Below are 25,023 nucleotides of genomic sequence, written 5' to 3'. Positions count from 1 at the left end.
TGCCATCGCGATTCCCTCCGAGCTTCGTCTCAGAGAATCACAATCAGCGAATTACGCAACAGGCCCCTTGTGGGAGAAGGTGGATCGGCGCGTAGCGCCGAGCCGGATGAGGGGTGCTGGAAGAAACGCGGCGTGGGAAGATTGGGACGGGAGCGCTAAACGCTAATTCCGTTGAGGTAGCGATCCTTCCAACACCCCTCATCCGACCGAGCTTCGCTCGGCCACCTTCTCCCACAACAAGGGGAGAAGGAAAAGAGTTACATCCGCACCCGTTCCGCCTTCGGATCGTACATCGGCTTAAGCGACGCCTCGGCGGCAAAGCGCTCGCCGGCGATCTCGATCTCGTAGGACGACGACAGGACATCCGCCTCGCTCTCGCCCTTGCAAGGCACGTAACCAAGCCCGATAGCGCCGCCGAGATGATGGCCGTAATTGCCCGAGGTGATCGGACCGACGATCCTGCCGTCGCGCAGGATCGCCTCGTTGTGGAAGAGCAGCGGCTCGGTGTCGTTCAGGCGGAACTGCACCAGCCGACGTGATAGGCCGGTTTCTTTCTTCTTCAGCACCGCATCGCGGCCGAGGAAGTCTCCCTTGGCCGTCTTCACGGCAAAGCCAAGGCCGGCCTCCAGCACATTGTCTTCGTCGGTGATGTCGTGGCCGAAATGCCTGAAGGCCTTTTCGATGCGGCAGGAATCCAGTGTGTGCAGGCCGCATAGCTTCAGGCCGACGTCGGCGCCGGCTTCTTCTATAGCCTCGAAGACGTGGGCGGCCTGATCGGTCGAGACATAAAGCTCCCAGCCGAGCTCGCCGACATAGGTGACGCGGTGGGCGCGGGCCAGCCCCATGCCGATTTCGATCTCCTGAAACGTCCCGAACGGGTTGTTTTCGTTTGAAAAATCGTTGGGGCTCACCCTTTGAATCAGCTTTCTCGCATCCGGGCCCATCAGGCAGAGCACGGCTTCGGCAGCGGTCACATCGGTGATGACGACGAACTCGTCGGCAAGGTGTTTTCGCAGCCAGGCTAAATCGCGCTGCAGCGTCGCACCGGGCACGACGAGGAAGAAGGCTGTTTCAGACAGCCGCGAGACGGTGAGGTCGCTCTCGATGCCACCGCGCTGGTTGAGCATCTGGGTATAGACGATCTTGCCCGGCGCCACATCCATGTCGTTGGCGCAGAGCCTTTGCAGGAAGGCGCAGGCGTCGCGGCCTTCGACGCGGATCTTGCCGAACGAGGTCATGTCGAACAGGCCGACGCCGTTCCTGACCGCCAGATGCTCCTCACGCTGGTTGTCGAACCAGTTCTGCCGTTTCCAGGAATAGCGGTATTCGCGCTCCTGGCCGGGCCTGGCGAACCAGTTGGCGCGCTCCCAGCCGGCGACCTCGCCGAACACGGCGCCGCGTGCCTTCAGATGTTCGTGCAGCGGCGAACGGCGGACGTTTCGGGAGGTTGCCATCTGCCGGTACGGAAAATGATCGGCATAGAGCAGGCCGAGCGTTTCGGAGATGCGCTCTTTGAGATAGCGGCGGTTCTTCTGGAACGGCTGGGCGCGGCGGATGTCGACCTCCCAGAGGTCGAAGGGCGCCTCGCCGTCATTGATCCATTGCGCCAGCGCCATGCCGGCGCCGCCGGAGGAGACGATGCCGATCGAATTGTAGCCGGTCGCCATCCAGTAGCCGGAAAGCTCCGGCGCCTCGCCGAGATAGTAGCGGTCGTCGGGCGTAAAACTCTCGGGACCGTTGAAGAAGGTGTGGATGCCGGCGGTGGCCAGCATCGGCATGCGGTTGACGCCCATTTCGAGGATCGGCTCGAAATGATCCATGTCCTCCGGCAACTGGTCGAAGCAGAAATCCTCGCTTATGCCGTCCATGCCCCAGGGTTTGGCCACCGGCTCGAAAGCGCCGAGCATCATCTTGCCGGCATCTTCCTTGTAGTAGGCGCACTCGTCCGGCACGCGCAGCACCGGCAGGCGGGAGAGCCCGGCGATCGGCTCGGTGACGAGATAGAAATGTTCGCAGGCGTGCAACGGGATGGTGACGCCGTTCTGGGTGCCAAGTTCGCGTGCCCACATGCCGGCGCAGTTTACGACGATATCGGCCTCGATCAGGCCTTGCTCGTCGCCCTGCGCCCAGGAAACGCCGGTGACGCGGCCGGCCCTGGTATGCACCTTGGTCACCTTGACGTTCTCGACGATCGTTGCACCGCGCTGGCGCGCGCCCTTGGCCAACGCCATGGCGATATTGGCCGGATCGCACTGGCCGTCGAGCGGCAGGTGCACGGCGCCGACCACATCGGATACATTGAGATGCGGGTACATCTGTTTGACTTCATCAGGCGAAATCTCGCGCACGTCGACATCGAAGGCGCGGGCGAGAGACGCCTGCCGATAGATCTCGTGCTTGCGCTCCTCGGTAAGCGCCACCGTGATCGAGCCGACCTGGCGCATGCCGGTGCCGACATCGGTCTCGGCCTCCAGCTTGACGTAGAGGTCGGCCGAGTATTTCGCCAGCCGCGTCATGTTCTGCGAGCCGCGCAATTGGCCGATCAGGCCGGCGGCGTGCCATGTCGTGCCCGAGGTCAGCTGCTTGCGCTCGAGCAGCACGATATCGGTCCAGCCGAGCTTGGCCAGATGATAGGCGACCGAGCAACCGGAGACGCCGCCACCGATGATGACCGCCCTCGCTTTGGGAGGAATGGCCTTGGTCGGAATGGTTTTGGTGGGCGAGGCGCTCATGCGGCCTCACGGCGATAGAAGGAGGCGAAGCGGCGCAGGCGTGTGGCGGCCTCCATCAGCACCGGCTCAGGCTGGCAGAGGCTGAAGCGGATGTGGCCGGCTGCAGCCTCGCCGAAGCTCGAGCCGGGCATGACGCCGACCTTCTCCTGGTCGAGGAAAGCCCAGGCGAATTTCTCGTCGTCCGGCTCGATCGCCGATATGTCGAGCATGACGTACATGCCGCCTTCGGAGCCGCGCACGGTGATGTTGTTCATACCGCGCATGGCATCGAGAACGACGGCGCGCCTTGCGGCATAGCGCTCGGCGATCTCCTTGACGCCGTAACCATTTTCGAGCGCCTCGGCGCAGGCGAGGCTGATGAAGGCCGGCAGGCCGTAGGTCATCACCAGATTGAGGTCGGTCAACAGCGAGACCATTGATTCCGGCCCGGTCAGCCAGCCCATGCGCCAGCCGGTCATGCCGTGGCTCTTCGACATCGAATTGATGACCAGCGTGCGTTCCGCCATGCCGGGCAGCGAGCGTGGTGAGACGTGCTCGCCGCCGCCCAGCGTCCAGTAGACCTCGTCCGACAGGAGCCAAAGGTCATGCTCGCGGCAGATCTGCGCCAGCTCTTCCAGGCGCTCGCGCGAATAGACGGCGCCCGTGGGATTGTTCGGCGTGTTGATCAGGATGGCGCGGGTGTTCGGCCGAAGGGCGGCGCGGATGTCGGCGGCGCGCGGCTGAAAGCCATCCTCGGCGGGGGTCTCGACGACGCTGAACTCGGCGCCCGCCGCACTGAAGGTGTTGGGATAGGTGGCGTAATAGGGCGCGACGACGATGGCATGGTCGCCCTGGTCGAGAACCGCTTGAATGGCCGCGTAAAGCGCGGCCTGCCCGCCCGGCGTGGCGATGACCTGGTCGGGGCTGGTCGCAACCCCGGTGCACCGCGTCGAGGCCGCCGCCATGGCCTTGCGCAGGCGTGGAACGCCGGCAAGCGGCGTGTAGTGGTGATTGCTGGCGCGGACGGCCGTTACGCAGGCTTCGATCGTCTCGCCCGGCGTGTCGAAATCATGGTCGCCGACCGACAGCATGATGATGTCCTCGCCCGCCTGCTTGCGCGCCCAGGCAGCGGAATGAACCTCCCAGCCATCCTTGCCCGAAGGCACGATGCCGGAAATGCGCGATGATGGCCTCGGCATTATGCTACTCCCGAAATTTCGTAGCCGGCCTGTTCGAGCCGGTCGCGCAGCGCGGCGATGTGGGCCGGTCCGACTTCGCAGCAGCCGCCGACGATGCCAGCGCCAGCCTCGACCCAGCCGATCGCCTGGCCGGCATAGGCATCCGGATCGAGGTCGTGGCGGGCGTGCAGCACTTCCACGGTGCCGCCATGCTTGAGTGCCTCGACCGAGGTGAAGCCGTTGGCATAGGCGCCGACCGGCCCGCCGAGGGCGATCAGTTCGGCGAGCGCTGCAGCGATCGCCTCGGGCCGGCAGCAATTGATCAGCCGGGCCGCGACGGGCAGGCCGTCGAGAGCGCTTGCCGCCGCCGCAATGGCTTCGCCGCTGCGCAGGCGCGGCGCGCCGTGGTCGGCGAGCGTCCACGACACCCATACAGGCTTGCCGCTTTCCGATGCCGCGGTGACGGCGGCGCGCGCCTCTTTGGCCGACGCCATGGTTTCGCACAGAAACAGATCGACGCCGTCCGCCTGCTCGGCAACGATACGGCGATAGACGTCGAGCGTATCCTGGAAGGATATCGTCAGCGCTGGCGCATAGCTGCCGAACAGCGGCGACAGGCAGCCGGCGATCGCCGCGTCGCCGGCCTGGTCGCGTGCTTGCCTTGCCAGTTCTATGCCGAGCTTCTGCAACGGTTTGAACAGCTCTTCCGCGCCTTCGCGCGCCAGCCGCTCCGGCGTTGCGGAATAGGTGTTGATGGTGATGAGGCGGGCGCCGGCGCGGATAAATTCGGCATGCAGGTCGCGCACCAGATCCGGTTCGTCGATGAGCACCCTGGCCGACCACAGCGGCGTCGGCTCGGAGCTGCTGCGGCGGACCAGCTCTTGGCCCATGCCGCCATCGGTGAGGATCACTTTCTTCATGCTCTGAGCCTGTCGTTCTTTGGATCCCATAACGGCTCATCCTCCTGCACGACCGCCCGAAAACGTTCGCCGAAGATCTCGACCTCAACCGCCGTTCCCGGCTCGGTCAGGTCGGCGCGCAGCATGCCGAGCGCGATCGATTTGTCGATACGATGACCCCAGCCGCCGGACGTCGTCTCGCCGACGATCCGGCCGTCATGCCACAGCGTCGACATATAAGGCGCATCGCAGTCGCCGGGGTTTTCGACGACAAGCGTGATGAAGCGTTTCTTGACGCCCTGCTGCTTCTCGTTCTGCAGCGCTGCCTTGCCGCGGAAGTCAGGCTTGTCCCATCTGACGAAGCGCTCCAGCCCGCCCTGCAGGATCGAATAGGCGGTCGACAGGTCGCCCTTCCATGTGCGGTAACCTTTTTCGAGCCGCAGCGAATCCAGCGCGTACATGCCGAACGGTTTCAGGCCGTGCTTCTGGCCAGCTGCCCAGACGGTGTCGAAGATCGGTGCGGTGTCATCGATCTTGCTGTGGATTTCCCAGCCGAGCTCGCCCGCGAAGGACACGCGCACCAGCTTTGCCCAACGTCCGGCGATACTGGTCTCCTGATGCGTCAGCCAGGGCAGGGTGAGGTCGGCCGCGCAGAGTTCGGCCAGGATTTTTCGCGAGTTGGGGCCGGCGAGGACCTGGGTAGAGTATTCCTCCGTCCGGTCGGTCAGCTTGAATGCGGCGTCCTTCGGGACGCGCGACTTCAGCCATTCGAAATCATGCCACTGAGCCACCGCGGCGGTGATCAGCGTCATCAGGTTCTCGTCGTGGCGGACCACCGACATTTCGGTGACGATGCGGCCCTTGTCGTCGGCAAAATAGACGAGGCCGATGCGGCCGGGTTTCGGCACCAGGCCTGTGACCTGGAGGCTGAGCCATTCGGCCGCACCTGGACCATCGAGATTGAAACGGGAAAAGCCCGGCAGGTCCAGAATGCCGGCGGCATCGCGGACGGCGAGGCATTCTTGGCGCACACGATGCTGCCACGGCCCGTCGCGACGGAAAGTCAGCGTGGCTTGTTCGGAGACGTCGTCACCGGGCTGCGCATACCAGGTGGCGCGTTCCCAGCCATTATAGGCATCGAACTGGGCGCCGAGTGCCTTGATGCGGCCGTGGAGCGGCGACAGCTTGCGGTCGCGTCCGGCCGGCCAGGCATGGCGCGGGAACTGGATGGCGTATTCGTTGCCGTAGATTTCCATGCCCTTGGCAACGCAATAATCCGGAGCCGAGGCGAAGGCGGTGAAACGGCGCGGATCGCAGGACCACATATCCCATTCGGCCTGGCCCTCGGTCACCCATTCGGCCAGCACCTTGCCGGCGCCGCCGCCCTGGGCGATGCCGAAGGTGAAGACGCAGGCCTCGAAGGCGTTGGGCACGCCGGGCATCGGCCCGATCAGCGGGTTGCCGTCCGGCGCATAGGGGATCGGCCCGTTGATGACCTTGGATAGGCCGGCGGTGCCGAGGATCGGCACGCGGGCGACAGCATCGGCCAGGTAATCTTCCAGCCGATCGAGATCGTCGGGAAACAGCTGGAACGAAAAGTCGTCGGGCATCGGGTCGTTGTGGCCGACCCAGTGGGCGCGGCAATTGCGCTCATAAGGGCCGAGATTCATGCCGTTCTTTTCCTGGCGCAGATAATAGGAGGTATCGACGTCGCGCAGCAGCGGCAGCTTCTTGCCCTTTTCCTTCGACCACGCCGCCAGTTCGGGGATTTCCTCGAACAGGATATATTGATGGCTCATCACCATCATCGGCACCTCGCGGCCGAACATCCTGCCGATCTCGGCGGCGCGGTATCCGGCGGCGTTGACGACGATCTCGCAGCGGATCTCGCCTTGCGCCGTCTCGACCACCCACTCGTCGTTTTCTCGGCGCACGCCGGTGACCGGGCAGAAGCGGATGATCTTCGCGCCCATGTCGCGGGCACCTTTAGCCAGCGCCTGGGTCAATTGCGCCGGGTCGATGTCGCCGTCATTCGGATCGTAGAGCGCGCCTTTCAGCTCATGCGTCTCGATGAAGGGGTAACGACGCTTGATCTCGTCGAGCCCGACGACATCGATGTCCATGCCCTGGTAGCGGCCCATGCCCTTGGCGCGCTGGAATTCCTGCATGCGCTCCGCGCTATGGGCTAGCCTGAGCGAGCCGGTGACGTGGTAGTTCATGGGATAGCCGACCTCGTCGGCCAGCCGGCGATAGAGTTCGGTCGAATATCGCTGCATGTTCATCAGCGACCATGACGAGGAGAAAGTCGGCACGTTGCCGGCGGCATGCCAGGTCGAGCCGGAAGTCAGCTCGTTCTTCTCCAGAAGCACGCAGTCGATCCAGCCCGCTTTGGCGAGATGATAGAGCGAGGAGGCGCCGACGACACCGCCTCCGATGATCACAACGCGTGCCGTGGTCGGCAAACCGGCCATGTTCTTCTCCGACTATTTGTTTTGATGCATGTCGTTGTCCCAAAACCGCCACGCACTTTTGGGCGACATGCATTCGTTCAATAGACAGGCGGCGAAACCACCCAGATGACGACAGCCGGCTCGGCTCCAGGATTGCGCCAGCGGAACGGCTTGCCGTCAAAGCGGAAGGAGTCGCCTTCGCCAAGCCGGTGCCAGACGCCAGCAATTTCGATGTCGAAGCTGCCGGAAGCGACGTAGCCGGCTTCCTCGGTCGGCCGGCGCGCCTCGGTCTTCAGCTCGGCACCCGGGGCGAAGGCCGAACGCAGCATCTCGAAGCTACCGCCGAGATCGGGCGACAGCAGCTCCTCCACCAGGCCAGAATCGCTTGTGCCAAGCACGCGTCGGCTGCCGGCGCGCACGACCACGCCGCGCTCGGTCTCGACAGGCACGTCATGGCTGAAGAACAGGCTGACCGGCACGCCGAACAATTCGGCGAAGGCTCTGAGGTCGCCGAGCGACGGGATCGACAGGCCACGCTCGACCTGGCTGACCCAGCCGACGGAGCGGCCGAGCTTGAGGCCGGTCTCGGCAAGCGTCAGTCCGCGCGCCTTGCGCAACGCGCGGATGTCGCCGGCCAGTAGCCGTTCGCCGCTGTCTTGTTCCGATCTGGCCGCGGTTGAGGGCAAAGCTGTCCCTGTTTCGGTGAAAAATTCCCAGCAAATTTCATGTGAAGGCACGTTTGTGAAAAAATCAAGAGGATTTTCATGCGCCCACAAGATTTACTTGCGCCATTTTGACGGTTCGGGCAAAGGCTCGGCGCACGAGCGGCGAGTGGGGCGTTCGGTCGAGGCGGATAGGCTTATCGGGCGTTCAAAAAGACGCGCAAGGATGCTCCATCACTTCTAGTCGGCGCATGATCCTTCCGGAGAATCGGGTTCGGGATCATACGCAAAGGGACGGCCATGCTGGAAAACAACTCCCGGATTGCGGCGGCGATCGTCGATGACGCGATCACCTCGCGTCGATCGGTACGCGCCTTCTTGCCCGATATGATCGACGACGACACCATCCGCGATATTCTCGCCGTTGCCGCGCGCGCGCCCTCAGGCACCAACATGCAGCCCTGGAAGGTCTATGTGACCAAGGGGGAGGTCAAGCAGCGCATCACCGATGCCATCCTCAGCTCGGGCATCCGCGCCGAAAAGGCGGAGTGGGACGAATATCGCTACTATCCCGACCAGTTCTTCGAACCCTATCTGACGCGGCGGCGGGCCAACGGCTTCGGTCTCTACGGCGTGCTCGGCATCGGCCGGCGCGAGGTCGACAGGATGCGCGCGCAGCACGACCGCAACTTCATCTTCTTCGATGCGCCGGTCGGCATGATCTTCACCGTCGACCGGCGGCTGAACAAGGGGTCGTGGATCGACTACGGCATGTTCCTGCAAAACATCATGGTCGCGGCGCGGGGCAGGGGCCTGCACACCTGTCCGCAAGCTGCCTTCGCGCCCTATCACCGGCAGATCAGGCCGGTGCTCAACATTCCCGACGAGGAGATCGTCGTCTGCGGCATGGCGCTCGGCCATGAGGACACGTCCAAGCCCGAAAACGCATTCCGCACCGACCGCGCGCCGCTGGAAGAGTGGGTGACGTTCGCCAGCTAACGTGGCGACGCGCCGCCTGAGTTATTGCACGTCGTAGCCGACTTCCTCGCTGGCGTGGCAGAGTGCCTTCCAGAACGAGCGTGCGAACGAGCGGAACACGTAGATGTCGAACTGATCGGCCGCGGTGCGCTGGATCTGCGCGAAGACGTCGTGATGCATGGTCGAGCGGCCGGCGCCGATCGGGAAGGCCGGCAGCGCGAAGTCGATGGCGAAGAATTTCGCCAGCACCCACTCGGCCTTCGGCCCGGCGATACGGATCGCGGTGCGGCCGTGCGAAAGGTCGGTGACCGTACCGATGGCCGGAGTGACGACATCGGCAAAGGCCGTCGCCAATCCCTCGGCTTCATCGACAACCGTAAATTTTCCCGGCGCAAAGCCGAACACCGACCTGGCGCCGTTCGTCACACCGCCGCCGGCGCCGTCGGGCAAAGTCAGGCCGGTGACCGTATGGATGCCGGCCATCAACGTCTTCTCCTCGCCGGGCCAGGCGGCGAGCTGCAGAATCGACCCCGGCCTGGTTTCGGAGAGGATGATTTCGACGCCGTGCTCGAAATCGCCATGCGAGCCCGGATGCAGCACCGGCTCGAGCGGTGATTGGCGTTCAACCATGCATGCGGCTCCCGTCCGGATCGAAGAAATGGTTGGAGACGATCTCGACCGGCCCGAACCGGTTGCGCAACGGGTCGGAAACGTAGGCACGCGAGCCGCGCCGCGCCTTGCCGCCCTTGACCAGGGCAAGCGCGATATATTTGCCGAGCGCCGGCGAATAGCAGCAGGCGGTGATGTGGCCAAGCGAGCCGTGGGGATTGGCTTCGTCAAGCTGCTCGACGATGTGTGCGCCCCCATTGAGCGGCTGGTTGTCGAGCGAAACAATACCGACGAGTTCCAGGCGGTCGGGTGCGATCAGCCCCTCGCGATCCATCATCGCCGAGCCGATGAACGGCTTCTTCTTCGACAGCATCCAGTCGAGATGCAGGTCGCGTGCCGTGGTACGGCCGTCGATCTCGGCACCGGTGACGTGGCCTTTCTCGATGCGCATGGTGCCCAGCGCCTCCAGCCCGTAGGTCACCAGCCCGAACGGCTTGCCGGCTTCGATGAGCGCCTCCCAGACATAGGTGCCGTAACCGGCGCCGGAATAGACCTCGAAGGCCATTTCGCCGGAGAAGGACAGCCGGCAGATCATCACCGGCACGCCGGCGATTTCGCCGTGGACGATGGCCATGAAGGGCAGTGCGGCATTGTCGACGGCGGTGCCGCTGACGCAAGCAGCCAATATCTGCCTTGCCTTCGGCCCGCCGATGGCGGCACCGGCCCATTGATCGGTTACCGAGGTGACGTGGACCTTCAGCTCCGGCCAGATCACGTCGAGGAAATACTCCAGATGCTGCATCACCTTGCCGGCATTGGCGGTGGTGGTGGTCATCAGGAAATCCTGCTCGCCGAGCCGCCATGTTGTGCCGTCGTCGAAGGCGAGACCGTCCTCGCGCAGCATCAGCCCGTAGCGCGCCTTGCCAACGGCCAGCGTCGAAAACATGTTGGTGTAGACGCGGTCAAGGAATTCCGCCGCGTCCGGGCCTTGCACGGCGATCTTGCCCAGTGTCGAGACGTCGACGATGCCGGCGCTCTCGCGCGTGGCTCTCGCTTCGCGCACATAGGCCTGCTCGATCGTCTCGCCGGGATGGCCATAGATCATCGGCCGGTACCAGAGGCCGGCCGAATACATGGTGGCGCCGTTGGCGACGTGCCAGTCATGCATCGGCGTCAGTCGCTCGGGTTTCAGATCGCCGAAGCGTTCGGCGGCAAGCGAGCCGATCGATACCGCCGAAAAGGGCGGGCGAAAGCGCGTCGTGCCGACCTGCGGGATCGGCTTGCCCAGCGCCTCGGCCATTATGGCCAGGCCTGGTATGTTGGAACTCTTGCCCTGGTCGGTCGCCATGCCGAGCGTGGTGTAGCGCTTCAGATGCTCGACCGAGACGAAGCCTTCCCGATGCGCCAGCCGCACGTCGTCGGCCGTCACATCATGCTGGAAATCGACGAAGCTCTTTCCACTGGCCCTGATCTCGAACACCGGCGCCGGATCGGGATCGCCGGGAGCGGCTTCGACAACCGGCAAGGCCGCCGGCGTGCCGGTTCCGCCCGTCGCGGAAAAACCGGCGGCGCGACCTTCGGCGATCGCCTCGGCGGTGGAGAAACTGCCGGTGAAGGCGCCGGCGCCGATCCATTGCCGTGTTGTAGGTTTCGGCGGCAGGAACGCTTGCAACGTTTCGTTCCATTCCGCCTTGGCGCCGGCCTGGCTGGCCAGATGGACGGTCGGCGACCAGCCGCCCGACATCAGCAGGCAATCGGCGTGGATGCTGCGCGCATCGCCGGAAAGCGCGCCACTCGCCATATCGAAGCGCTGCACCTTGAAGCCGGACAGCGCCTTGCCGCCCTCGGTGGCGATCACCGCGTGGCCAGAAAAGATCTCGGCCTCGGTTTCGCCGGCCAGCTTGCGCATCTCGCTCGAAAGCTCAGGGCGTACGTCGACGATGGCGACGACCACGGCGCCGGCCTTCTTCAGCGCCAGGGCCGCGCGATAGGCGCTGTCATTGTTGGTGAACAGCCCGATCCTGTCGCCGGGCAGCACGCCATATTCAGTGGCAAAACGCTCGGCCGCATGCGCCAGCATCACGCCTGGTCGATCATTGCCCGGAAAGACCAGCGGACGCTCCAGGGAGCCGGTGGCCAGCACCACCGACTTGGCGCGGATTGTCCAGTAGCGATGGCGGGGTTCGCCCTTGCCGGGCGTTTCCTTGTGGTCGGTGACGCGTTCGAGCGCAGCAAGCGTGTTGCCGTCATAATAGCCCCAGACCGTGGTGCGCGGCAGCAGGCGGACATTGTCACGGCCTTCGAGCTGGCCAGCGGCGCGCGCCGCCCAGCCGGGGGCCGGCATGCCATCGATCGTCTCGCCCGACCAATTGGCCGAGCCGCCGAAATGCGGCTCGAGCTCGGCCAGGATGACGCGTGCACCCTGATCGGCAGCAGCCCTGGCGGCCATCAGCCCGGCCGGGCCGGAGCCGACTACCAGCACATCGCAAAACGCGTTCATGCGTTCGTAGCGCGCCGTATCGGGAGCCGTGCCTGCCTTGCCCAGGCCGGCGGCACGGCGGATGAAATGCTCACAGAACATCCAGAAGCGTGTGCCCTTCAGCGGACCGATCACCGGTCCCATGAAGGTCTTGTAGTAGAAGCCGGCCGACAAAAGCTTGCCGCCGAGCTGGTTCACGGCACTGACGTCCCAGGCAAGTGAGGGGAAACGGTTCTGGCTTATTGCGGTCAGCCCGTCATAGATCTCGACCATGGTGGCGGGAATGTTCGGCTCGCGAACCTCGCCCCTCAACACGGTGACCAGCGCGTTAGGCTCCTCGACGCCGGCGGTCAGCACGCCGCGGGGACGGTGATATTTGAACGAACGCCCGAACAGGGTGACGCCGTTGGCCAGCAGCGCCGAAGCCAGCGTGTCGCCGGCGTGGCCGGTATAGGGCGCGCCGTCGAAGGTGAAACGGATGGTCCGCAGCCGGTCTATGAGGCCGCCGGCCTCGGTACGGCGCGGGCTCATGGCTTGTCCTCGGCCCGGTGCCGCGCAACCGAATCGTGATCGCCGCGCGCGAACGCGGTGCTGGAGATCTCGTGCGTCAGCGTGTTGCGCACGACCCTGAGATGGGCGCGGCAGCCGCCGGAATGCTGCCAGATTTCATTGTGGTCACCGGCCGGGTTCAGCCGGTCGTAGACATAAGCGTTCCAGGCGTCGAGATTCTGCGAGGCCGGCTGTGGGCGCTGGCGATTGCCGTCGCCCTGATAGGTGAATTCGATCACGTCGCGCGGGCCGCAATAGGGGCAGGTGATGAGCATGGATCTCTTAAACTTCTCGTTTGACCATGATCTTGTCCGAAAACCGGTTTCCACTTTTCGCTGACGCGGACCTGCGGTTCGGGATCATGGCCTAATGCAGCCGGGGCGTGGCGCCCTGGCCCTTGTCGTCGATCACCAGGCCACGGTAGAAGCGGTCGAGCGTGAAGGCCGCGTTGAGATCGTGTGGCTCGTCCTTGGCAATGGTCCAGGCAAAGCACCAGCCGGAAGCCGGCGTCGCCTTGAAGCCGCCATAGCACCAGCCGCAGTTGAGATACATGCCCGGCAGCGGACCGGTGGTGATGATTGGCGAACCGTCCATAGACATGTCGCAGACGCCGCCCCATGAGCGCAGCACGCGGACACGGGCCAGCCCAGGGAACAGCGCCAGCATCTCGCTCATCACCTCATCGACGATCGGCAGGCTGCCGCGTTGGGCGTAGCTGTTGTAGCCGTCGAGATCGCCGCCATAGACAAGGCCGCCCTTGTCCGATTGCGACATATAAAAATGGCCCATGCCGAAGGTCAGGACCGTATCGATGAACGGCTTTAGCGATTCCGTGACGAAGGCCTGCAGCACGTGGCTCTCGATCGGCATGGTCTCGATGCCGGCGAGCCGCATGACTTGCCCGGTGCTGCCGGCCACTGCGACGGCTACCTTCTTGGCGCGGACTTCGCCGCGCGTCGTCGTGACGCCGGTGATACGATGGCCATCGCGCAGGAAGCCGGTGACCTCGCAGTTTTCGATGATGTCGACGCCGCGGCGATCTGCAGCGCGCGCATAGCCCCAGGCGACGGCATCGTGGCGGGCGGTGCCGGCGCGCCGCTGCATCAGGCCGCCGACAATCGGGAAGCGCGCGGTGGCCGAGACGTCCAGTGCCGGTACCAGGCGGGCGATCTCCGCCGTAGTCATCAGTTCGGCGTCGACGCCGAGATGGCGCATGGCGTTGCCGCGCCGGGCATAGTCGTCGAGCTGGGCGGGTGTGTGGGCGAGGTTCAGGCAGCCGCGCTGCGAGAACATGACGTTATAGTTGAGGTCGTGGGCCAGGTTCTCCCACAGCTTCATCGAATGCTCGTAAAAGCGCGTGTTGGCCGGCAGGAGATAATTGGAACGGACCGCCGTGGTGTTGCGGCCGACATTGCCGGAGCCGAGCCAGCCCTTCTCCAGCACCGCGACATTGGTGATGCCGTGCTCCTTGGCTAGGTAGTAAGCGGTCGACAGGCCATGGCCGCCGCCGCCGATGACGATCACGTCGTAGGACGCCTTCGGGTCGGGCTTGCGCCAGGCCGGCCTCCAATCCTTGTTTCCGGTCAGCGCGTTTTTGAGAAGCGAAAAGGCCGAATATTCCGCCATTCTTATTGTCATCCATTTCAGGCTTGGCGGCAGACTATAGAGCAGGTGGCCAACGCAAAGCCAAGATTGCGCCATCGCTTTTCGACTCCCCGACTTCGATTGACCGACTCCGATTGGCCGAGTTCGATTGGCCGACTTCGAAAAACGAGACGCCTGGGGTGACTTGCCCCGTGATATGAGCCTCTTTATCAAGGACGTGCTTCAAAACTGCCGATGCCGCCCGCGAGTCACCAGAAAAAACATGTTCTTTCGTTTACTCCGCCTGGTCTTGATTCTTGCGCTTGTCGTCTCGGCGCCGCCGTCGTTCGTTGCAATGGCGCAGGCACTCGGGCAGGGCGCCGCCGGGTTGATCGCAGACCAGCAGAAGGTCATCCAGAGTCTGACCGCCAAAACCGACGGTCTCGAGAAGAAGATACAGCAGGACGGCCAAGACGATGCCACCCTGGTGGAAATCCGTCTGCAATTGGAGGATCTGTCGCGGGCGGCGCTCACCAGCGCGCTAGCGTTCCGTTCGCGTCTCGGCGATATCAACGATCGGATTGAGGTGCTGGGACCTCCGCCGGCCGCGGGCCAGCCGGCCGAGCCAGACATCGTAACCGGTGAACGCCAGGCCTTGGCTTCCGAAAAAGCCGAGATCAACGCCGTTATTGCCAGCGCGCAGAACCTGTCGATCCGCATCAGTGGGCTGATCGAGAAGATCGGCAACATGCGCAGCGAGCTGTTTCGCAATGTGCTTACCAAGCGCTACGTGCTGTCCGATGCGCTTAGCCCCGAAGTCTTTTCCGACGCCAACGCTGAGTTTTCCGGCTTCTATAAGGCCGTCTCGTCCTGGCTGAGCTTCGCCTTCAAGTTCAAGTTCCAGGCCATTCTTGCCGCGACTTTGATGGCGCTCGCATTCGCTGCAGTGCTTTTTATCGGCGGCCGACGCCTGTTCGGCCGTGTCTTCGAAGCGGATCCTTCCGTCGAGGATCCCTCCTATCTCAGCCGCCTGTCGGTGGCGTTCTGGTCAACATTGCTGCCGACGCTGGCGGTCGGCGCCTTCCTTGTCTCGACGATCTTCTTCTTCAATTATTACAATGTCTTACGCGGTGACATCGGCATCTTCCTGAATTCGCTGGTTGCCGTTATCGCGGTTGTGTTCTGCGTCAACCGCCTGACCAACGCAGCGCTCGAGCCCCGATTGCCGAACTGGCGTCTGATCCCGGTCGAAACCGGCCCGGCACGCTGGCTGGTGCGGCTGACGACCGCCATGGCCGTCGCCATCGGCATCAACTATTTCCTGTCGGTCGTGAACGACAAGATGGGCTCGCCACTGTCGCTGACCATCGCCAGAAGCTTCATCGCCACCATCATCGTCGGCATCATCCTGATCCTTATGGGCCTACTGAAGCCGTTCAAGGCTCCCGACGGAAGCTGGCGCCCATGGCCGGCGTGGCTGCGCTACACCGCCATCGCACTAGGCCTTTTCACCATCGCATCGGCACTGCTTGGCTATATCGGCCTTGCAATTTTCGTCTCGCTGCAGGTCGTGGTCACCGGCACGATCCTGGTCACCGCCTATATCGGTTTCCTGTCGGCGCGGGCGATCGGCGAGGAAGGCGGGTTCGCCAAAACTTCGATCGGGCGCTGGCTAGCGGCCAATTCAAGCTACGAAGAGACCGCCCTCGACCAGCTCGGGCTTGTCGTCAGCGCCGCCATCAACATCATGATTGTGCTGGTGTTCCTGCCGCTGATCCTGTTGATGTGGGGCTTCCAGCCCGGCGACATCCAGGCCTGGGCCTACAAGCTGGCGACCGGCCTCACCATCGGTTCGGTGACGATCTCGGTCACCGGCATTCTCACCGGCGTTGTCGTTTTCATTATCGGCTATTTCCTGACGCGCTGGTTCCAGGGCTGGCTCGACGGCTCGGTGATGGCGCGCGGCCGGGTCGACACCGGCGTGCGCAATTCGATCCGGCTGGCGGTCGGTTATGCCGGCGTCGCGGTCGCGGCACTGGTCGGCATCTCGGCGGCCGGTATCGACCTCTCTAATCTTGCGCTGGTCGCCGGCGCCCTGTCCCTCGGCATCGGTTTCGGCCTGCAGAATGTCGTCTCGAATTTCGTGTCGGGCCTGATCCTGCTCGCCGAGCGGCCGTTCAAGGTCGGCGACTGGATCGTCGCCGGCGACATCAGCGGCACGGTCAAGAAGATCAGCGTGCGCGCCACCGAGATCGAAACGTTCCAACGGCAATCGGTGATCCTGCCCAATTCAAACCTGATCAACAATGCGGTCGGCAACTGGACGCACCGCAACAAGCTCGGCCGCATCGACATCAAGGTCGGCGTTGCCTATGGCAGCGACGTCAAGCACGTGCATGGCGTCCTGTTGGAGATCGCACGCAGCCATCCGCTGGTGCTGAAGAACCCGGAACCCTTTGTGTTGTTTTCCAATTTCGGCCCGGCCGCGCTCGAATTCGAGATCCGCGTGTTCCTGGCAGACGTTCTTAGTGGCAATATCGTCCAGAACGACATCCGCTTTGCCATCTTCGATGTGTTCGCCGACCAGCATATCGAAATTCCGTCGACACCGCGCGCCGTCGTCGAGACCAAAAAGCACGAGGCGTGGCCGATCGACGACGACAAGATCGAAGTCGAATTCGCCGAACGGGAACAAGCAAAAGCTCTAGCGGCGGTCGAGGCGAAACGTCTCGCCAAGTCGGGAGCCAAGGTACGCAAGCCCGATCCTGACTAGCGTTTGGAGCTTGCCTTCAAGCTTCGGAAATCAATTGCGGCATGAATGCGGCATTCAGTTGCTGTTCAGCTTGCATTGCATATAAGCTCACCTGCAAACGGCGAGAATGCCTTGCGAAATGCAACAGAGGCGGTGGCAACACCGATACTGCAAAATGTGGAAGTCTCTCGTCGCCGCCATCGCTTTTCTGGCCGTGGGCGGTTCGGCCCATGCCGCCAGCGCGGTCAACAAGGACGCCGAGACCCGCACGCTGATCGTGACGGAAGGGGGCGGCAAGACCGAGCTGGCGCTGGCCGCCGGCGAAACCGTGGAATTTTGCCCGAGCGGCTGTTTTGTTACCTTGCCGAATGGCGACCTCGAGGCGCTGACGGGTTCGGAAACCGTTGAGATCTCGGGCGGCGTCGCGCGCATCAAGTAAAGTCGACGCCATGATTTTTGAAGGCCGGGCAAACGCCCGGCCTTTTATTTACTCCCGGTAATCGGCGATGAAGGTATTCACTTTTCTTCGAAGCTGCGCAGAACGGGCTCTAGCAGCGCTTTCGTACCGAGCAGGGTGAAGGCGTAGGTCCAACTGCATTCGACGAGCTGGTGGCGCGGGCTTTTTTGGCGATGTCGCAAACAGGCTGCAAGCGCGCCGCCGCGCCGACCTATAGTCTGCTCGCAATAGCATCTTGGAGTCGCGGGCAATGGCAGGGTTTCCGGAAAAGGCGAAGGTCGTCATCGTAGGGCTGGGCGGCATCGTCGGCGCATCGGTCGCCCATCACCTGATAGAGCGCGGATGGGAGGATATTGTCGGCATAGACAAATCGGGCATCCCGACGGATATCGGCTCGACGGCGCACGCCTCCGACTTCTGCTACACGACCAGCCATGATTTCCTGTCGTGCTGGACGACGCTCTATTCCATCGATTTCTACGAAAAGATGGGTCATTACGCCCGCATCGGCGGCCTCGAGGTCGCACGCGTCGGAGACGACGCCCGCATGGCGGAAATCAAGCGCAAGATCGCCTCGGCGAAGGCTTTCGGCACACGGGCCCGCCTGATCGATCCCGCCGAGATCAAGGAAAAATTCCCGCTGATCGAAGAACAGATGGTACAGGGCGGCCTGTGGGATCCCGATGCCGGCCTCGTCATCCCGCGTTCGCAGACAGTCGCCGGCAAGCTGGTCGACCAGGCGGAAGCCTCGGGCAAACTCAAGGCGTTTGCCAACACCTCGGCCAGGTCGCTCGTCATCGACAACGGCCGCATCAAGGGCGTGGTGACCGACCGCGGCACCATCCAGGCCGACTACGTCGTGGTCTGCACGGGCATCTGGGGGCGGCTGATCGCGGAAATGGCGGGCGAGGACCTGCCGGTCATGCCGATCGACCACCCGCTCACCTTCTTCGGGCCGTACACCGAGTTCGCCGGCACCGGCAAGGAGATCGGCTGGCCGCTGCTGCGCGACCAGGGTAATTCGGCCTATATGCGCGATACCGGCGATCCCAAGACCGCCGAAGGCGGGCAGATCGAATGGGGTTATTACGAAGAGACCAATCCGCGCCTTTGCCATCCGCGCGATATTCTCGAGAAAAACGAGGCACGGCTTTCGCCGTCGCAGCGCGATCTCGACATGGAGCAGATCCTGGCGCCGCTCGAGCGGGCCATGGAACTGACGCCGATCCTGGGCGAGCTGGGCTACAATGAGAGCCATTCCTTCAACGGGCTGCTGCAGGTGACGGCGGACGGCGGTCCTTCGATGGGCGAAAGCCAGAAGGTGAGGGGCCTCTGGTATGCCGTGGCGATCTGGGTCAAGGACGGTCCCGGCATGGGCAAGCTCATCGCCGACTGGATGACAGACGGCCGCACGGCGATCGACCATCACGCCATCGACTATTCGCGCTTCTATCCGCACCAGACGAAAGAGCAGTTCATCTGGGACCGCTGCACTGAAACGGCGATGAAGGTCTACAATCCGGCGGTCCATCCGCGCGAGACCTTCTCCAAGGCTCGCAATGTCCGCCGCTCGCCGTTCTGGGAGCGCGAGAAGGAACTCGGCGGCTATTTCATGGAGCTCGGCGGCTGGGAGCGCGCCCATGGCTACGCCGCCAACGAGCATCTGCTCGAGAAATACGGCAACCGGGTGCCGGTGCGCCAAAACGAATGGGATAACCGCCACTTCTGGCGCGTCTCGAACGCCGAGCATCTCGCGATGAGCGAGGATTGCGGCATCGTCAACCTGTCGCATTTCGCCATGTACGACGTCGAAGGCCCGGACCATGTCGCGCTGATGGAATGGCTGTGCGCGGCAAAGATCGGCGGCGACGGCAATATCGGCAAGGGCATCTATACCCATTTCCTCGACGAGGCAGGCATGGTGCGCGCCGACCTGACCGTCATCCGCATGGTCGACCGCTGCCGCGTCATCGACGGCGCCGATGCGGGGCCGCGCGACTTCCAGTACATGCGCCGGACGGCAGAAGACAAAGGCTTCGACGTTACCGTCACCGACGTGACCGAGAAGTACGTGACCATCGGCATCTGGGGTCCGAACGCGCGGGCGACATTGAGCAAGTGCGTGGAAAACCCCGACGGGCTGACGCCGGAGAATTTTCCATTTGCCGCGATCAAGCCCGTCAGGATCGCCGGCAAGGACGTGACCGCCTTCCGCATCTCCTATGTCGGCGAGCAAGGCTGGGAACTGCACATGCGCTACGAGGACGGCCTCGCTGTCTGGGACGCGCTGCGGTCGACCGGCGTGATGGCCTTTGGCGTCGAGACCTATGCCAACAGCCGCCGTATGGAGAAGAGCCTGCGTCTGCAAAACGCGGATCTGTTGACCGAATATAATCTGCTGGAAGCCGACCTTGCCCGACCGAAGGTCAAGGAGGCCGATTTCTGCGGCAAGGCAAAGCATCTGGAATATCGCGCCCGGGTGCACCAGCCGGCCATGCTTTGCACGCTTATCATGACGGACAATACCGATTCCAACGGCGTTCCCCGCTATCCGGTCGGCACGATGCCGGTGATGGACCCGCAAACCGGTGAGACGCTCGTCGACGAGCTCGGCCGCCGCTCCTTCACGACCTCGGTGGCCTACGGTCCGACCCTCGGCAAGAACATCGCGCTCGCCTACCTGCCCTGGGCGTATTGCCAGGAGGGCCGCAAGCTGAACGTCGAATATTTCGGCGAGAAATACCCGGTCGAAGTGGCCGCCGTCGGCTACAGGCCGCTCTATGACCCGGAGAACCTCAATCCGCGCAGCTAACCATCGGGACGGTCGCAAAAATGTGACCGAATGAGCGGCTCTCCACCGGGCTTTCTCTTTGTCGATCGGCGATTTTCGCTTAACGTGCGGCATGTCTGGTTTTGCCAGTGCAAGACATTTCGTCTCGGGTGCCGCCGCGCTGGCGTCGGTGCTATGGCTGACTGCAAACTCCCGCGCCGCCGAGCCGGTCGACGTCGAACTGGTGCTGGCAGTCGACGTATCCTTGTCCATGTCGCCGGACGAGCTTGAAATCCAGCGTCATGGCTATGCGGCGGCGCTGACGCATGACGATGTCCTGCAGGCAATCGGCGAAGGCGCTCATGGCAAGATTGCCGTCACGTATGTCGAATGGGCTGGCGCGACCTGGCAGCAGGTCGTCGTGCCGTGGACGGTGATCGCCAATCGTGCCGACGCCGAGCGGCTGGCAGCGCAGCTTTCCGCTCATCCGCCGGCCAGTGCCAGGCGCACCTCGATCTCCGGCGCGCTGGAATTCGCCAGCGATCTCTTTGCCGAAAGCGGCTTCCAGGGCGTCAAGCGGGTGATCGACATTTCGGGTGACGGCCCCAACAACCAGGGCGCACCTGTCGATATCACCCGCGACGCCGTGATTAAGCAGGGCATCACCGTCAACGGCCTGCCGCTGATGACCAGGGGCGGGTTCACCAGCGCCTACGATGTCAACAATCTCGACCGCTACTACAGCGACTGCGTCATCGGCGGGCCGGGCTCCTTCATGATCCCGGTCAATGACTGGACGCAGTTTCCGGAGGCCATCCGCCGCAAGCTGGTGCTGGAGCTTGCCGGTCCGGCCTCGCCGCAGCGAGCGGCGGAAGAGGCGGCGCATCCGCCATTGGTGCTGGCGCAGGACATCCCCGTCACCGACTGCCTGGTTGGCGAAAAAATGTGGCGCGACCGCAGCTGGATGTACAACACCCGCTAATGGCGAAGTTTGCTGCCGGTGGTGACATACCGCAGTGCAGCATCTGCTTCATTGACAAGCCTGTGCGCGTCTGTGACACAATTCTCCATCCGAACAAAAAAGGGGAACCGACATGAACGGGATCGGAATTCTTGCAGCAAGCTTGACGCTTGCCGTCGGATTGTCCGCGCCGGCCACCGCCGCTACATCGGTCAGCATCGGCATCAGCGGATGGACTGGCTTTGCGCCGCTGACGCTCGCCAAGCAGGCCGGCATCTTCGAAAAGCACGGCCTCGACGTCACCTTGAAGAAGGTGCCGCAAGCCAGTCGGCCCCTCGCCATCGCCAGCGGCGACCTGCAATGCGCCGCCACTACGGTCGAGACCTGGCTGGTCTGGAACGCTAACGGCGTGACGACCAAGCAGATATTCCAGCTCGACAAGTCCTACGGCGCCGACGGCATCGTCGCCCGCAACGACATCAAGACCGTCGCCGATCTCAAGGGTAAGTCGGTCGCGTCCTCGGCGCCGGGCACGTCGCCCTATTTCATGCTGGCCTGGGTGCTCAACAAGAACGGCATGTCGACCAAGGACGTGACGGTCGTCAACCTGGAGCCGGACGCGGCGGCGCAGGCGTTTCTCGCCGGACAGAACGATGCGGCGGTCACCTATGAGCCGTTCATCTCGGCGGTGCGCGAAAAGTCCGACCAGGGCCATATCCTTGTGACCACTCTCGATTATCCGATGGTGCTCGACACGGTCGGCTGCACGCCGGAGTTCCTCAAGGCCAATCCGGATGCGGCCAAGGCGCTTGCCGACAGCTATTTCGAGGCACTTGACCTGATAAAGAGCGACCCGGCGAAATCCTATGAGGCGATGGGCGCCGACGTGAAGCAGTCGGCCAAGGAGTTCGAAGAGTCGGCAAAATACCTGAAATGGGCCGACAAGGCTGAAAACAAGCAGTTCTTCACCAAGGAATTCCAGGACTTTTCCAAGACCGCCGGCGAGCTTCTGCTGCAGATGGGCTTGATCAAGGAAGCGCCCGACGTATCGACATTGGCCGACACCAGCGCCGTCGCCGACTAACCGGCAGGATTGTCGCCCGGCGGCGGCGCGTGCGCCGCCGCTTTTTCATTCCGATCAGAGGACGGTCGAAGATGCCGCGCCCCTTGCATCCGGTCTCGCCGGGCATTCGAACCGTGCTCGGCATTTCGTTCTTCGTGCTGTTCGTGGCGTTCTGGGCGTGGATCACGCTTGGCGGCCACGTCAATCGCATTTTCCTTGCCGATCCGCTGTCGATGGTGAGAGACGGTTGGCGGCTGCTGGTCGAGGACCGCTTCTGGCTCGACATCCTTATCACTATCTGGCGCGTCTTCGGCGGGTTCCTGATGGCGGCCATCGTTGCCGTGCCGCTCGGCATCGTGATGGGTGCCTGGAAGCCCGTGGAGGCGTTCCTGGAGCCGTTCGTCTCCTTCGCCCGCTATCTGCCGGCATCGGCCTTCATCCCGCTGCTCATTCTGTGGGCGGGCGTTGGCGAGCTCGAAAAACTGCTGGTGATCTTCGTCGGCTCGGTGTTCCAGATCATCCTGATCATCGCGGTCACAGTCGGCGGAACACGGCGCGACCTGGTCGAGGCGGCCTACACGCTTGGCTCGTCCGACAACGGCATCGTGCGGCGCGTGATCATGCCGGCCAATGCGCCGGAGATTGCCGAGACCCTGCGGCTGGTGCTCGGCTGGGCCTGGACCTATGTCATCGTCGCCGAGCTGATCGGCTCGTCGTCGGGCATCGGCTACATGATCATCAACAGCCAGTCGCGGCTGGCGACAGGGCAGATCATCTTCGGCATCATCGTCATCGGCCTGATCGGGCTGTTGTCCGATTTCGCCTTCAAGGCGCTCAACCGTTGGCTGTTTCCATGGAGCCTGGCGTGAGCAAGCTGGTCATCGAAGGCGTCTCGCGCACCTTCGCCGGTGTCGGCGGTGGGCAGCCGGTCAAGGCGCTGATGCCGACCGATCTGGCGGTCGCCGCCAACGACTTCATCACCATCCTGGGGCCATCCGGCTGTGGAAAGTCGACGCTGCTCAGGATCGTCGCCGGCCTCGAAGCGCCGAGTGGGGGACGTGTTATGCTCGACGGCAGGGTGGTGGACCGGCCCGGTCCAGACCGCGGCATGGTTTTCCAGTCCTATACGCTGTTTCCGTGGCTGACGGTCGCCGAGAACATCGGCTTCGGCCTGCGCGAACGTGGAATGGCCGAGCACGAGCGCAACGAAATCGTCGCTTCTTACGTCGATCTCGTCGGGCTGAGAGGTTTTGAAAACCATTGGCCGAAGCAGCTTTCCGGCGGCATGCAGCAGCGCACCGCGATTGCCAGGGCACTGGCCAACGATCCGGAGATCCTGCTGCTCGACGAGCCGTTCGGAGCACTCGACAACCAGACCCGAGGGCTGATGCAGGAGCTGCTTCTCGGCATATGGGAGCGCCGGCAAAAAACGGTGCTGTTCGTCACCCACGACATCGAGGAGGCGATCTTCATGGCGTCGCGCGTGGTGGTAATGACGGCGCGGCCCGGCCGCATCAAGTCGGACGTTGCCGTCGACCTGCCGCATCCGCGCCACTACACGCTGAAGACCAGCCCGGAGTTTTCGGCACTGAAGGCGCGGCTGACGGAAGATATCCGCGTCGAGGCGATGCGCACGGCCGAAGTGCATTGACTCGGCGGGCTTCGTCCAGCCGATGGCCCGATCAAGCCGCCAGAAGCTGCTTGCGGTCGACGCGTTCCTGTTGCGGCGAGCGGGCGTACAACTCGCGATAGCATTTGGAGAAATGCGAGGCGGAAACAAAGCCGCAGGCGACCGCCACTTCGACGACCGGCAACGACGACTGGATCAGCAGGTGCCGGGCGCGGTCGAGGCGGATCTCCAGATAGTAACGGGCAGGGGAGCGCCCCATCTCGGTGCGGAACAGGCGCTCAATCTGCCGGCGCGACAGGTCGACATGGTCAGCGATCTCGATCAGCGAGAGCGGCTCGGAGAGATTGGCTTCCATCAGCTCGATAATGGTCAGCACCTTGGAATTCTGCACGCCAAGGCGGGCGCGCAGCGGCAGGCGCTGGCGGTCGGTCGGGCTGCGCACGCGATCGGTCAGCACCTGCTCGCAGACGCGGTTGACGAGGCTCTCGTCGAAATCGTCGCCGATCAGCTTCAGCATCATATCGAGAGCGGCGGTGCCGCCGGCGCAGGTGTAGATGTTCTGGTCGATCTCGAAGAGGTCGGCGAAGACATTGGCCTTGGGGAACGCCTCGGAAAAGCCCGGCAGGTTCTCCCAATGGATGGCGCAGCGCTTGTTGGACAACAGGCCTGCTGCGGCCAGGATATGCGCGCCGGTGCACAGGCCGCCGACGGCAACGCCGCGATTGTACTCCTCGCGCAACCAGGCAAAGGCCGATTTGTTCTGGTAGCGCTCGACATTGATGCCGCTGCAGACGATGGCCATGTTCGGCCGGTCCGGTCCGGACATCTTCTTGCGCTCTTCCTCCAGCGAGGTGTTGACGGCGCATTCGACGCCGTTCGAGGCGCGCACCGGCTTGCCGTCGATGCTGGCGAGCCGCCAGCGATAGGCTTCATAGCCGAGCATGCGGTTGGCCGAACGCAACGGATCGAGCGCCGTTGCGAAGGCGATCATGGTGAAATCGGGGACCAGGAAGAATACGAACGATCGCCGGATCGGGTGCTTTACGACGTTCACGGGTAGATCCTCACGCTGCAATGGCGCGAACAGGATGTCGCGATCAGCATAGCGACATCAGGAAAAACGTTTCCTGTCAATTGGCTAGATGGCAACGGAGCGACTTTATTTGCGACATGGGTCGCAAATGGGCAATCGCTGTGCGGCGAAGGACGTGACAGGCCGCCGGATCGACCAACGAGCCTACGCAGTCTGCGCACACGAAAACGCCGCCTCGGCAAAACCGAGGCGGCGCTG

Annotated in this window: 18 protein-coding genes; 8 read left to right on the top strand and 10 right to left on the bottom strand. The window is 63.4% G+C overall.

What is annotated here, in order from left to right; genetic code table 11:
• Positions 1–257: 257 nt before the first annotated feature.
• From NKJ12_RS26340 to NKJ12_RS26320, 5 genes are all read right to left on the bottom strand, one after another.
• Positions 258–2,732 (bottom strand): GcvT family protein, encoded by a 2,475-nt coding sequence (locus tag NKJ12_RS26340; RefSeq protein ID WP_352706057.1) that lies wholly within the window; start codon positions 2,730–2,732, stop codon positions 258–260.
• Complete coding sequence (locus tag NKJ12_RS26335; protein WP_352706055.1) at positions 2,729–3,910, bottom strand: pyridoxal phosphate-dependent aminotransferase; 1,182 nt, start codon at positions 3,908–3,910, stop codon at positions 2,729–2,731. Before NKJ12_RS26335 ends, NKJ12_RS26340 begins: the two co-directional genes overlap by 4 nt.
• Positions 3,910–4,809 (bottom strand): homocysteine S-methyltransferase family protein, encoded by a 900-nt coding sequence (locus NKJ12_RS26330; protein WP_352706053.1) that lies wholly within the window; start codon positions 4,807–4,809, stop codon positions 3,910–3,912. Before NKJ12_RS26330 ends, NKJ12_RS26335 begins: the two co-directional genes overlap by 1 nt.
• The gene (locus NKJ12_RS26325; protein ID WP_352706051.1) at positions 4,806–7,259 is read right to left on the bottom strand and encodes a GcvT family protein; all 2,454 of its coding nucleotides are present in this window, start codon (positions 7,257–7,259) and stop codon (positions 4,806–4,808) included. The genes NKJ12_RS26330 and NKJ12_RS26325 overlap by 4 nt, the downstream gene beginning before the upstream one ends.
• 77 nt (positions 7,260–7,336) lie before the next feature.
• Positions 7,337–7,924, bottom strand: a complete 588-nt coding sequence (locus NKJ12_RS26320) for a helix-turn-helix domain-containing protein (protein WP_352505733.1) — start codon at positions 7,922–7,924, stop codon at positions 7,337–7,339.
• A 276-nt stretch (positions 7,925–8,200) separates the two neighbouring features.
• On the opposite strand from NKJ12_RS26320, the gene NKJ12_RS26315 reads away from it, so the two are divergent.
• Positions 8,201–8,899 carry a nitroreductase gene (locus NKJ12_RS26315; RefSeq protein WP_254818152.1) on the top strand — a complete coding sequence of 233 codons (699 nt, stop codon included), beginning with the start codon at positions 8,201–8,203 and terminating at the stop codon, positions 8,897–8,899.
• Between the two features lie 21 nt (positions 8,900–8,920).
• Here NKJ12_RS26315 and NKJ12_RS26310 read toward each other — a convergent pair whose 3' ends face one another.
• The 4 genes from NKJ12_RS26310 to NKJ12_RS26295 form a co-directional block, all read right to left on the bottom strand.
• Complete coding sequence (locus tag NKJ12_RS26310) at positions 8,921–9,508, bottom strand: sarcosine oxidase subunit gamma (RefSeq protein WP_352505736.1); 588 nt, start codon at positions 9,506–9,508, stop codon at positions 8,921–8,923.
• Positions 9,501–12,497 (bottom strand): sarcosine oxidase subunit alpha, encoded by a 2,997-nt coding sequence (locus NKJ12_RS26305; RefSeq protein ID WP_352706048.1) that lies wholly within the window; start codon positions 12,495–12,497, stop codon positions 9,501–9,503. Before NKJ12_RS26305 ends, NKJ12_RS26310 begins: the two co-directional genes overlap by 8 nt.
• On the bottom strand, positions 12,494–12,790 hold the full coding sequence (locus tag NKJ12_RS26300) for a sarcosine oxidase subunit delta (RefSeq protein WP_352706046.1): 297 nt from the start codon (positions 12,788–12,790) through the stop codon (positions 12,494–12,496). The genes NKJ12_RS26305 and NKJ12_RS26300 overlap by 4 nt, the downstream gene beginning before the upstream one ends.
• A gap of 91 nt (positions 12,791–12,881) precedes the next feature.
• Positions 12,882–14,141 (bottom strand): sarcosine oxidase subunit beta, encoded by a 1,260-nt coding sequence (locus NKJ12_RS26295; RefSeq protein WP_352706044.1) that lies wholly within the window; start codon positions 14,139–14,141, stop codon positions 12,882–12,884.
• Between the two features lie 241 nt (positions 14,142–14,382).
• Here NKJ12_RS26295 and NKJ12_RS26290 point away from each other — a divergent pair, with 241 nt between their 5' ends.
• From NKJ12_RS26290 to NKJ12_RS26260, 7 genes are all read left to right on the top strand, one after another.
• Positions 14,383–16,872, top strand: a complete 2,490-nt coding sequence (locus tag NKJ12_RS26290; protein WP_352706041.1) for a mechanosensitive ion channel family protein — start codon at positions 14,383–14,385, stop codon at positions 16,870–16,872.
• Positions 16,873–17,026: 154 nt separating this feature from the next.
• On the top strand, positions 17,027–17,290 hold the full coding sequence (locus NKJ12_RS26285) for a hypothetical protein (RefSeq protein ID WP_254818157.1): 264 nt from the start codon (positions 17,027–17,029) through the stop codon (positions 17,288–17,290).
• 268 nt (positions 17,291–17,558) lie between these two features.
• The gene (locus tag NKJ12_RS26280) at positions 17,559–20,120 is read left to right on the top strand and encodes a GcvT family protein (RefSeq protein ID WP_352706039.1); all 2,562 of its coding nucleotides are present in this window, start codon (positions 17,559–17,561) and stop codon (positions 20,118–20,120) included.
• Positions 20,121–20,211: 91 nt separating this feature from the next.
• Positions 20,212–21,060 carry a DUF1194 domain-containing protein gene (locus NKJ12_RS26275; RefSeq protein ID WP_352505741.1) on the top strand — a complete coding sequence of 283 codons (849 nt, stop codon included), beginning with the start codon at positions 20,212–20,214 and terminating at the stop codon, positions 21,058–21,060.
• Between the two features lie 112 nt (positions 21,061–21,172).
• Positions 21,173–22,123, top strand: coding sequence for an ABC transporter substrate-binding protein (locus tag NKJ12_RS26270; protein WP_352505742.1), 951 nt, complete (start codon positions 21,173–21,175; stop codon positions 22,121–22,123).
• Between the two features lie 71 nt (positions 22,124–22,194).
• Positions 22,195–22,971, top strand: a complete 777-nt coding sequence (locus tag NKJ12_RS26265) for an ABC transporter permease (protein WP_352505743.1) — start codon at positions 22,195–22,197, stop codon at positions 22,969–22,971.
• Positions 22,968–23,753 (top strand): ABC transporter ATP-binding protein, encoded by a 786-nt coding sequence (locus tag NKJ12_RS26260; protein ID WP_352505744.1) that lies wholly within the window; start codon positions 22,968–22,970, stop codon positions 23,751–23,753. The genes NKJ12_RS26265 and NKJ12_RS26260 overlap by 4 nt, the downstream gene beginning before the upstream one ends.
• A 31-nt stretch (positions 23,754–23,784) precedes the next feature.
• Here the strand turns inward: NKJ12_RS26260 and NKJ12_RS26255 are convergent, their stop codons facing one another.
• Entirely contained in the window at positions 23,785–24,723 is a 939-nt protein-coding gene (locus tag NKJ12_RS26255; RefSeq protein ID WP_302895626.1) for a GlxA family transcriptional regulator, read from the bottom strand.
• Positions 24,724–25,023: the final 300 nt, after the last annotated feature.

This window comes from Mesorhizobium sp. M0195 (assembly GCF_040322115.1).
GTDB lineage: Bacteria > Pseudomonadota > Alphaproteobacteria > Rhizobiales > Rhizobiaceae > Mesorhizobium.
The sequence above is the reverse complement of the archived record's forward strand: the minus strand, read 5'-3'. Positions and strand labels throughout refer to the sequence as shown.

Excerpts from the sequence above, each read along its gene's own strand:
- NKJ12_RS26255 (WP_302895626.1), bottom strand. The coding sequence starts at position 24,723 with ATGATCGCCTTCGCAACGGCGCTCGATCCGTTGCGTTCGGCCAACCGC.
- NKJ12_RS26305 (WP_352706048.1), bottom strand. The coding sequence starts at position 12,497 with ATGAGCCCGCGCCGTACCGAGGCCGGCGGCCTCATAGACCGGCTGCGG.
- NKJ12_RS26280 (WP_352706039.1), top strand. The coding sequence starts at position 17,559 with ATGGCAGGGTTTCCGGAAAAGGCGAAGGTCGTCATCGTAGGGCTGGGC.
- NKJ12_RS26300 (WP_352706046.1), bottom strand. The coding sequence starts at position 12,790 with ATGCTCATCACCTGCCCCTATTGCGGCCCGCGCGACGTGATCGAATTC.
- NKJ12_RS26325 (WP_352706051.1), bottom strand. The coding sequence starts at position 7,259 with ATGGCCGGTTTGCCGACCACGGCACGCGTTGTGATCATCGGAGGCGGT.
- NKJ12_RS26340 (WP_352706057.1), bottom strand. The coding sequence starts at position 2,732 with ATGAGCGCCTCGCCCACCAAAACCATTCCGACCAAGGCCATTCCTCCC.
- NKJ12_RS26310 (WP_352505736.1), bottom strand. The coding sequence starts at position 9,508 with ATGGTTGAACGCCAATCACCGCTCGAGCCGGTGCTGCATCCGGGCTCG.
- NKJ12_RS26265 (WP_352505743.1), top strand. The coding sequence starts at position 22,195 with ATGCCGCGCCCCTTGCATCCGGTCTCGCCGGGCATTCGAACCGTGCTC.
- NKJ12_RS26330 (WP_352706053.1), bottom strand. The coding sequence starts at position 4,809 with ATGAAGAAAGTGATCCTCACCGATGGCGGCATGGGCCAAGAGCTGGTC.
- NKJ12_RS26295 (WP_352706044.1), bottom strand. The coding sequence starts at position 14,141 with ATGGCGGAATATTCGGCCTTTTCGCTTCTCAAAAACGCGCTGACCGGA.
- NKJ12_RS26335 (WP_352706055.1), bottom strand. The coding sequence starts at position 3,910 with ATGCCGAGGCCATCATCGCGCATTTCCGGCATCGTGCCTTCGGGCAAG.
- NKJ12_RS26275 (WP_352505741.1), top strand. The coding sequence starts at position 20,212 with ATGTCTGGTTTTGCCAGTGCAAGACATTTCGTCTCGGGTGCCGCCGCG.
- NKJ12_RS26290 (WP_352706041.1), top strand. The coding sequence starts at position 14,383 with ATGTTCTTTCGTTTACTCCGCCTGGTCTTGATTCTTGCGCTTGTCGTC.
- NKJ12_RS26270 (WP_352505742.1), top strand. The coding sequence starts at position 21,173 with ATGAACGGGATCGGAATTCTTGCAGCAAGCTTGACGCTTGCCGTCGGA.
- NKJ12_RS26285 (WP_254818157.1), top strand. The coding sequence starts at position 17,027 with ATGTGGAAGTCTCTCGTCGCCGCCATCGCTTTTCTGGCCGTGGGCGGT.
- NKJ12_RS26315 (WP_254818152.1), top strand. The coding sequence starts at position 8,201 with ATGCTGGAAAACAACTCCCGGATTGCGGCGGCGATCGTCGATGACGCG.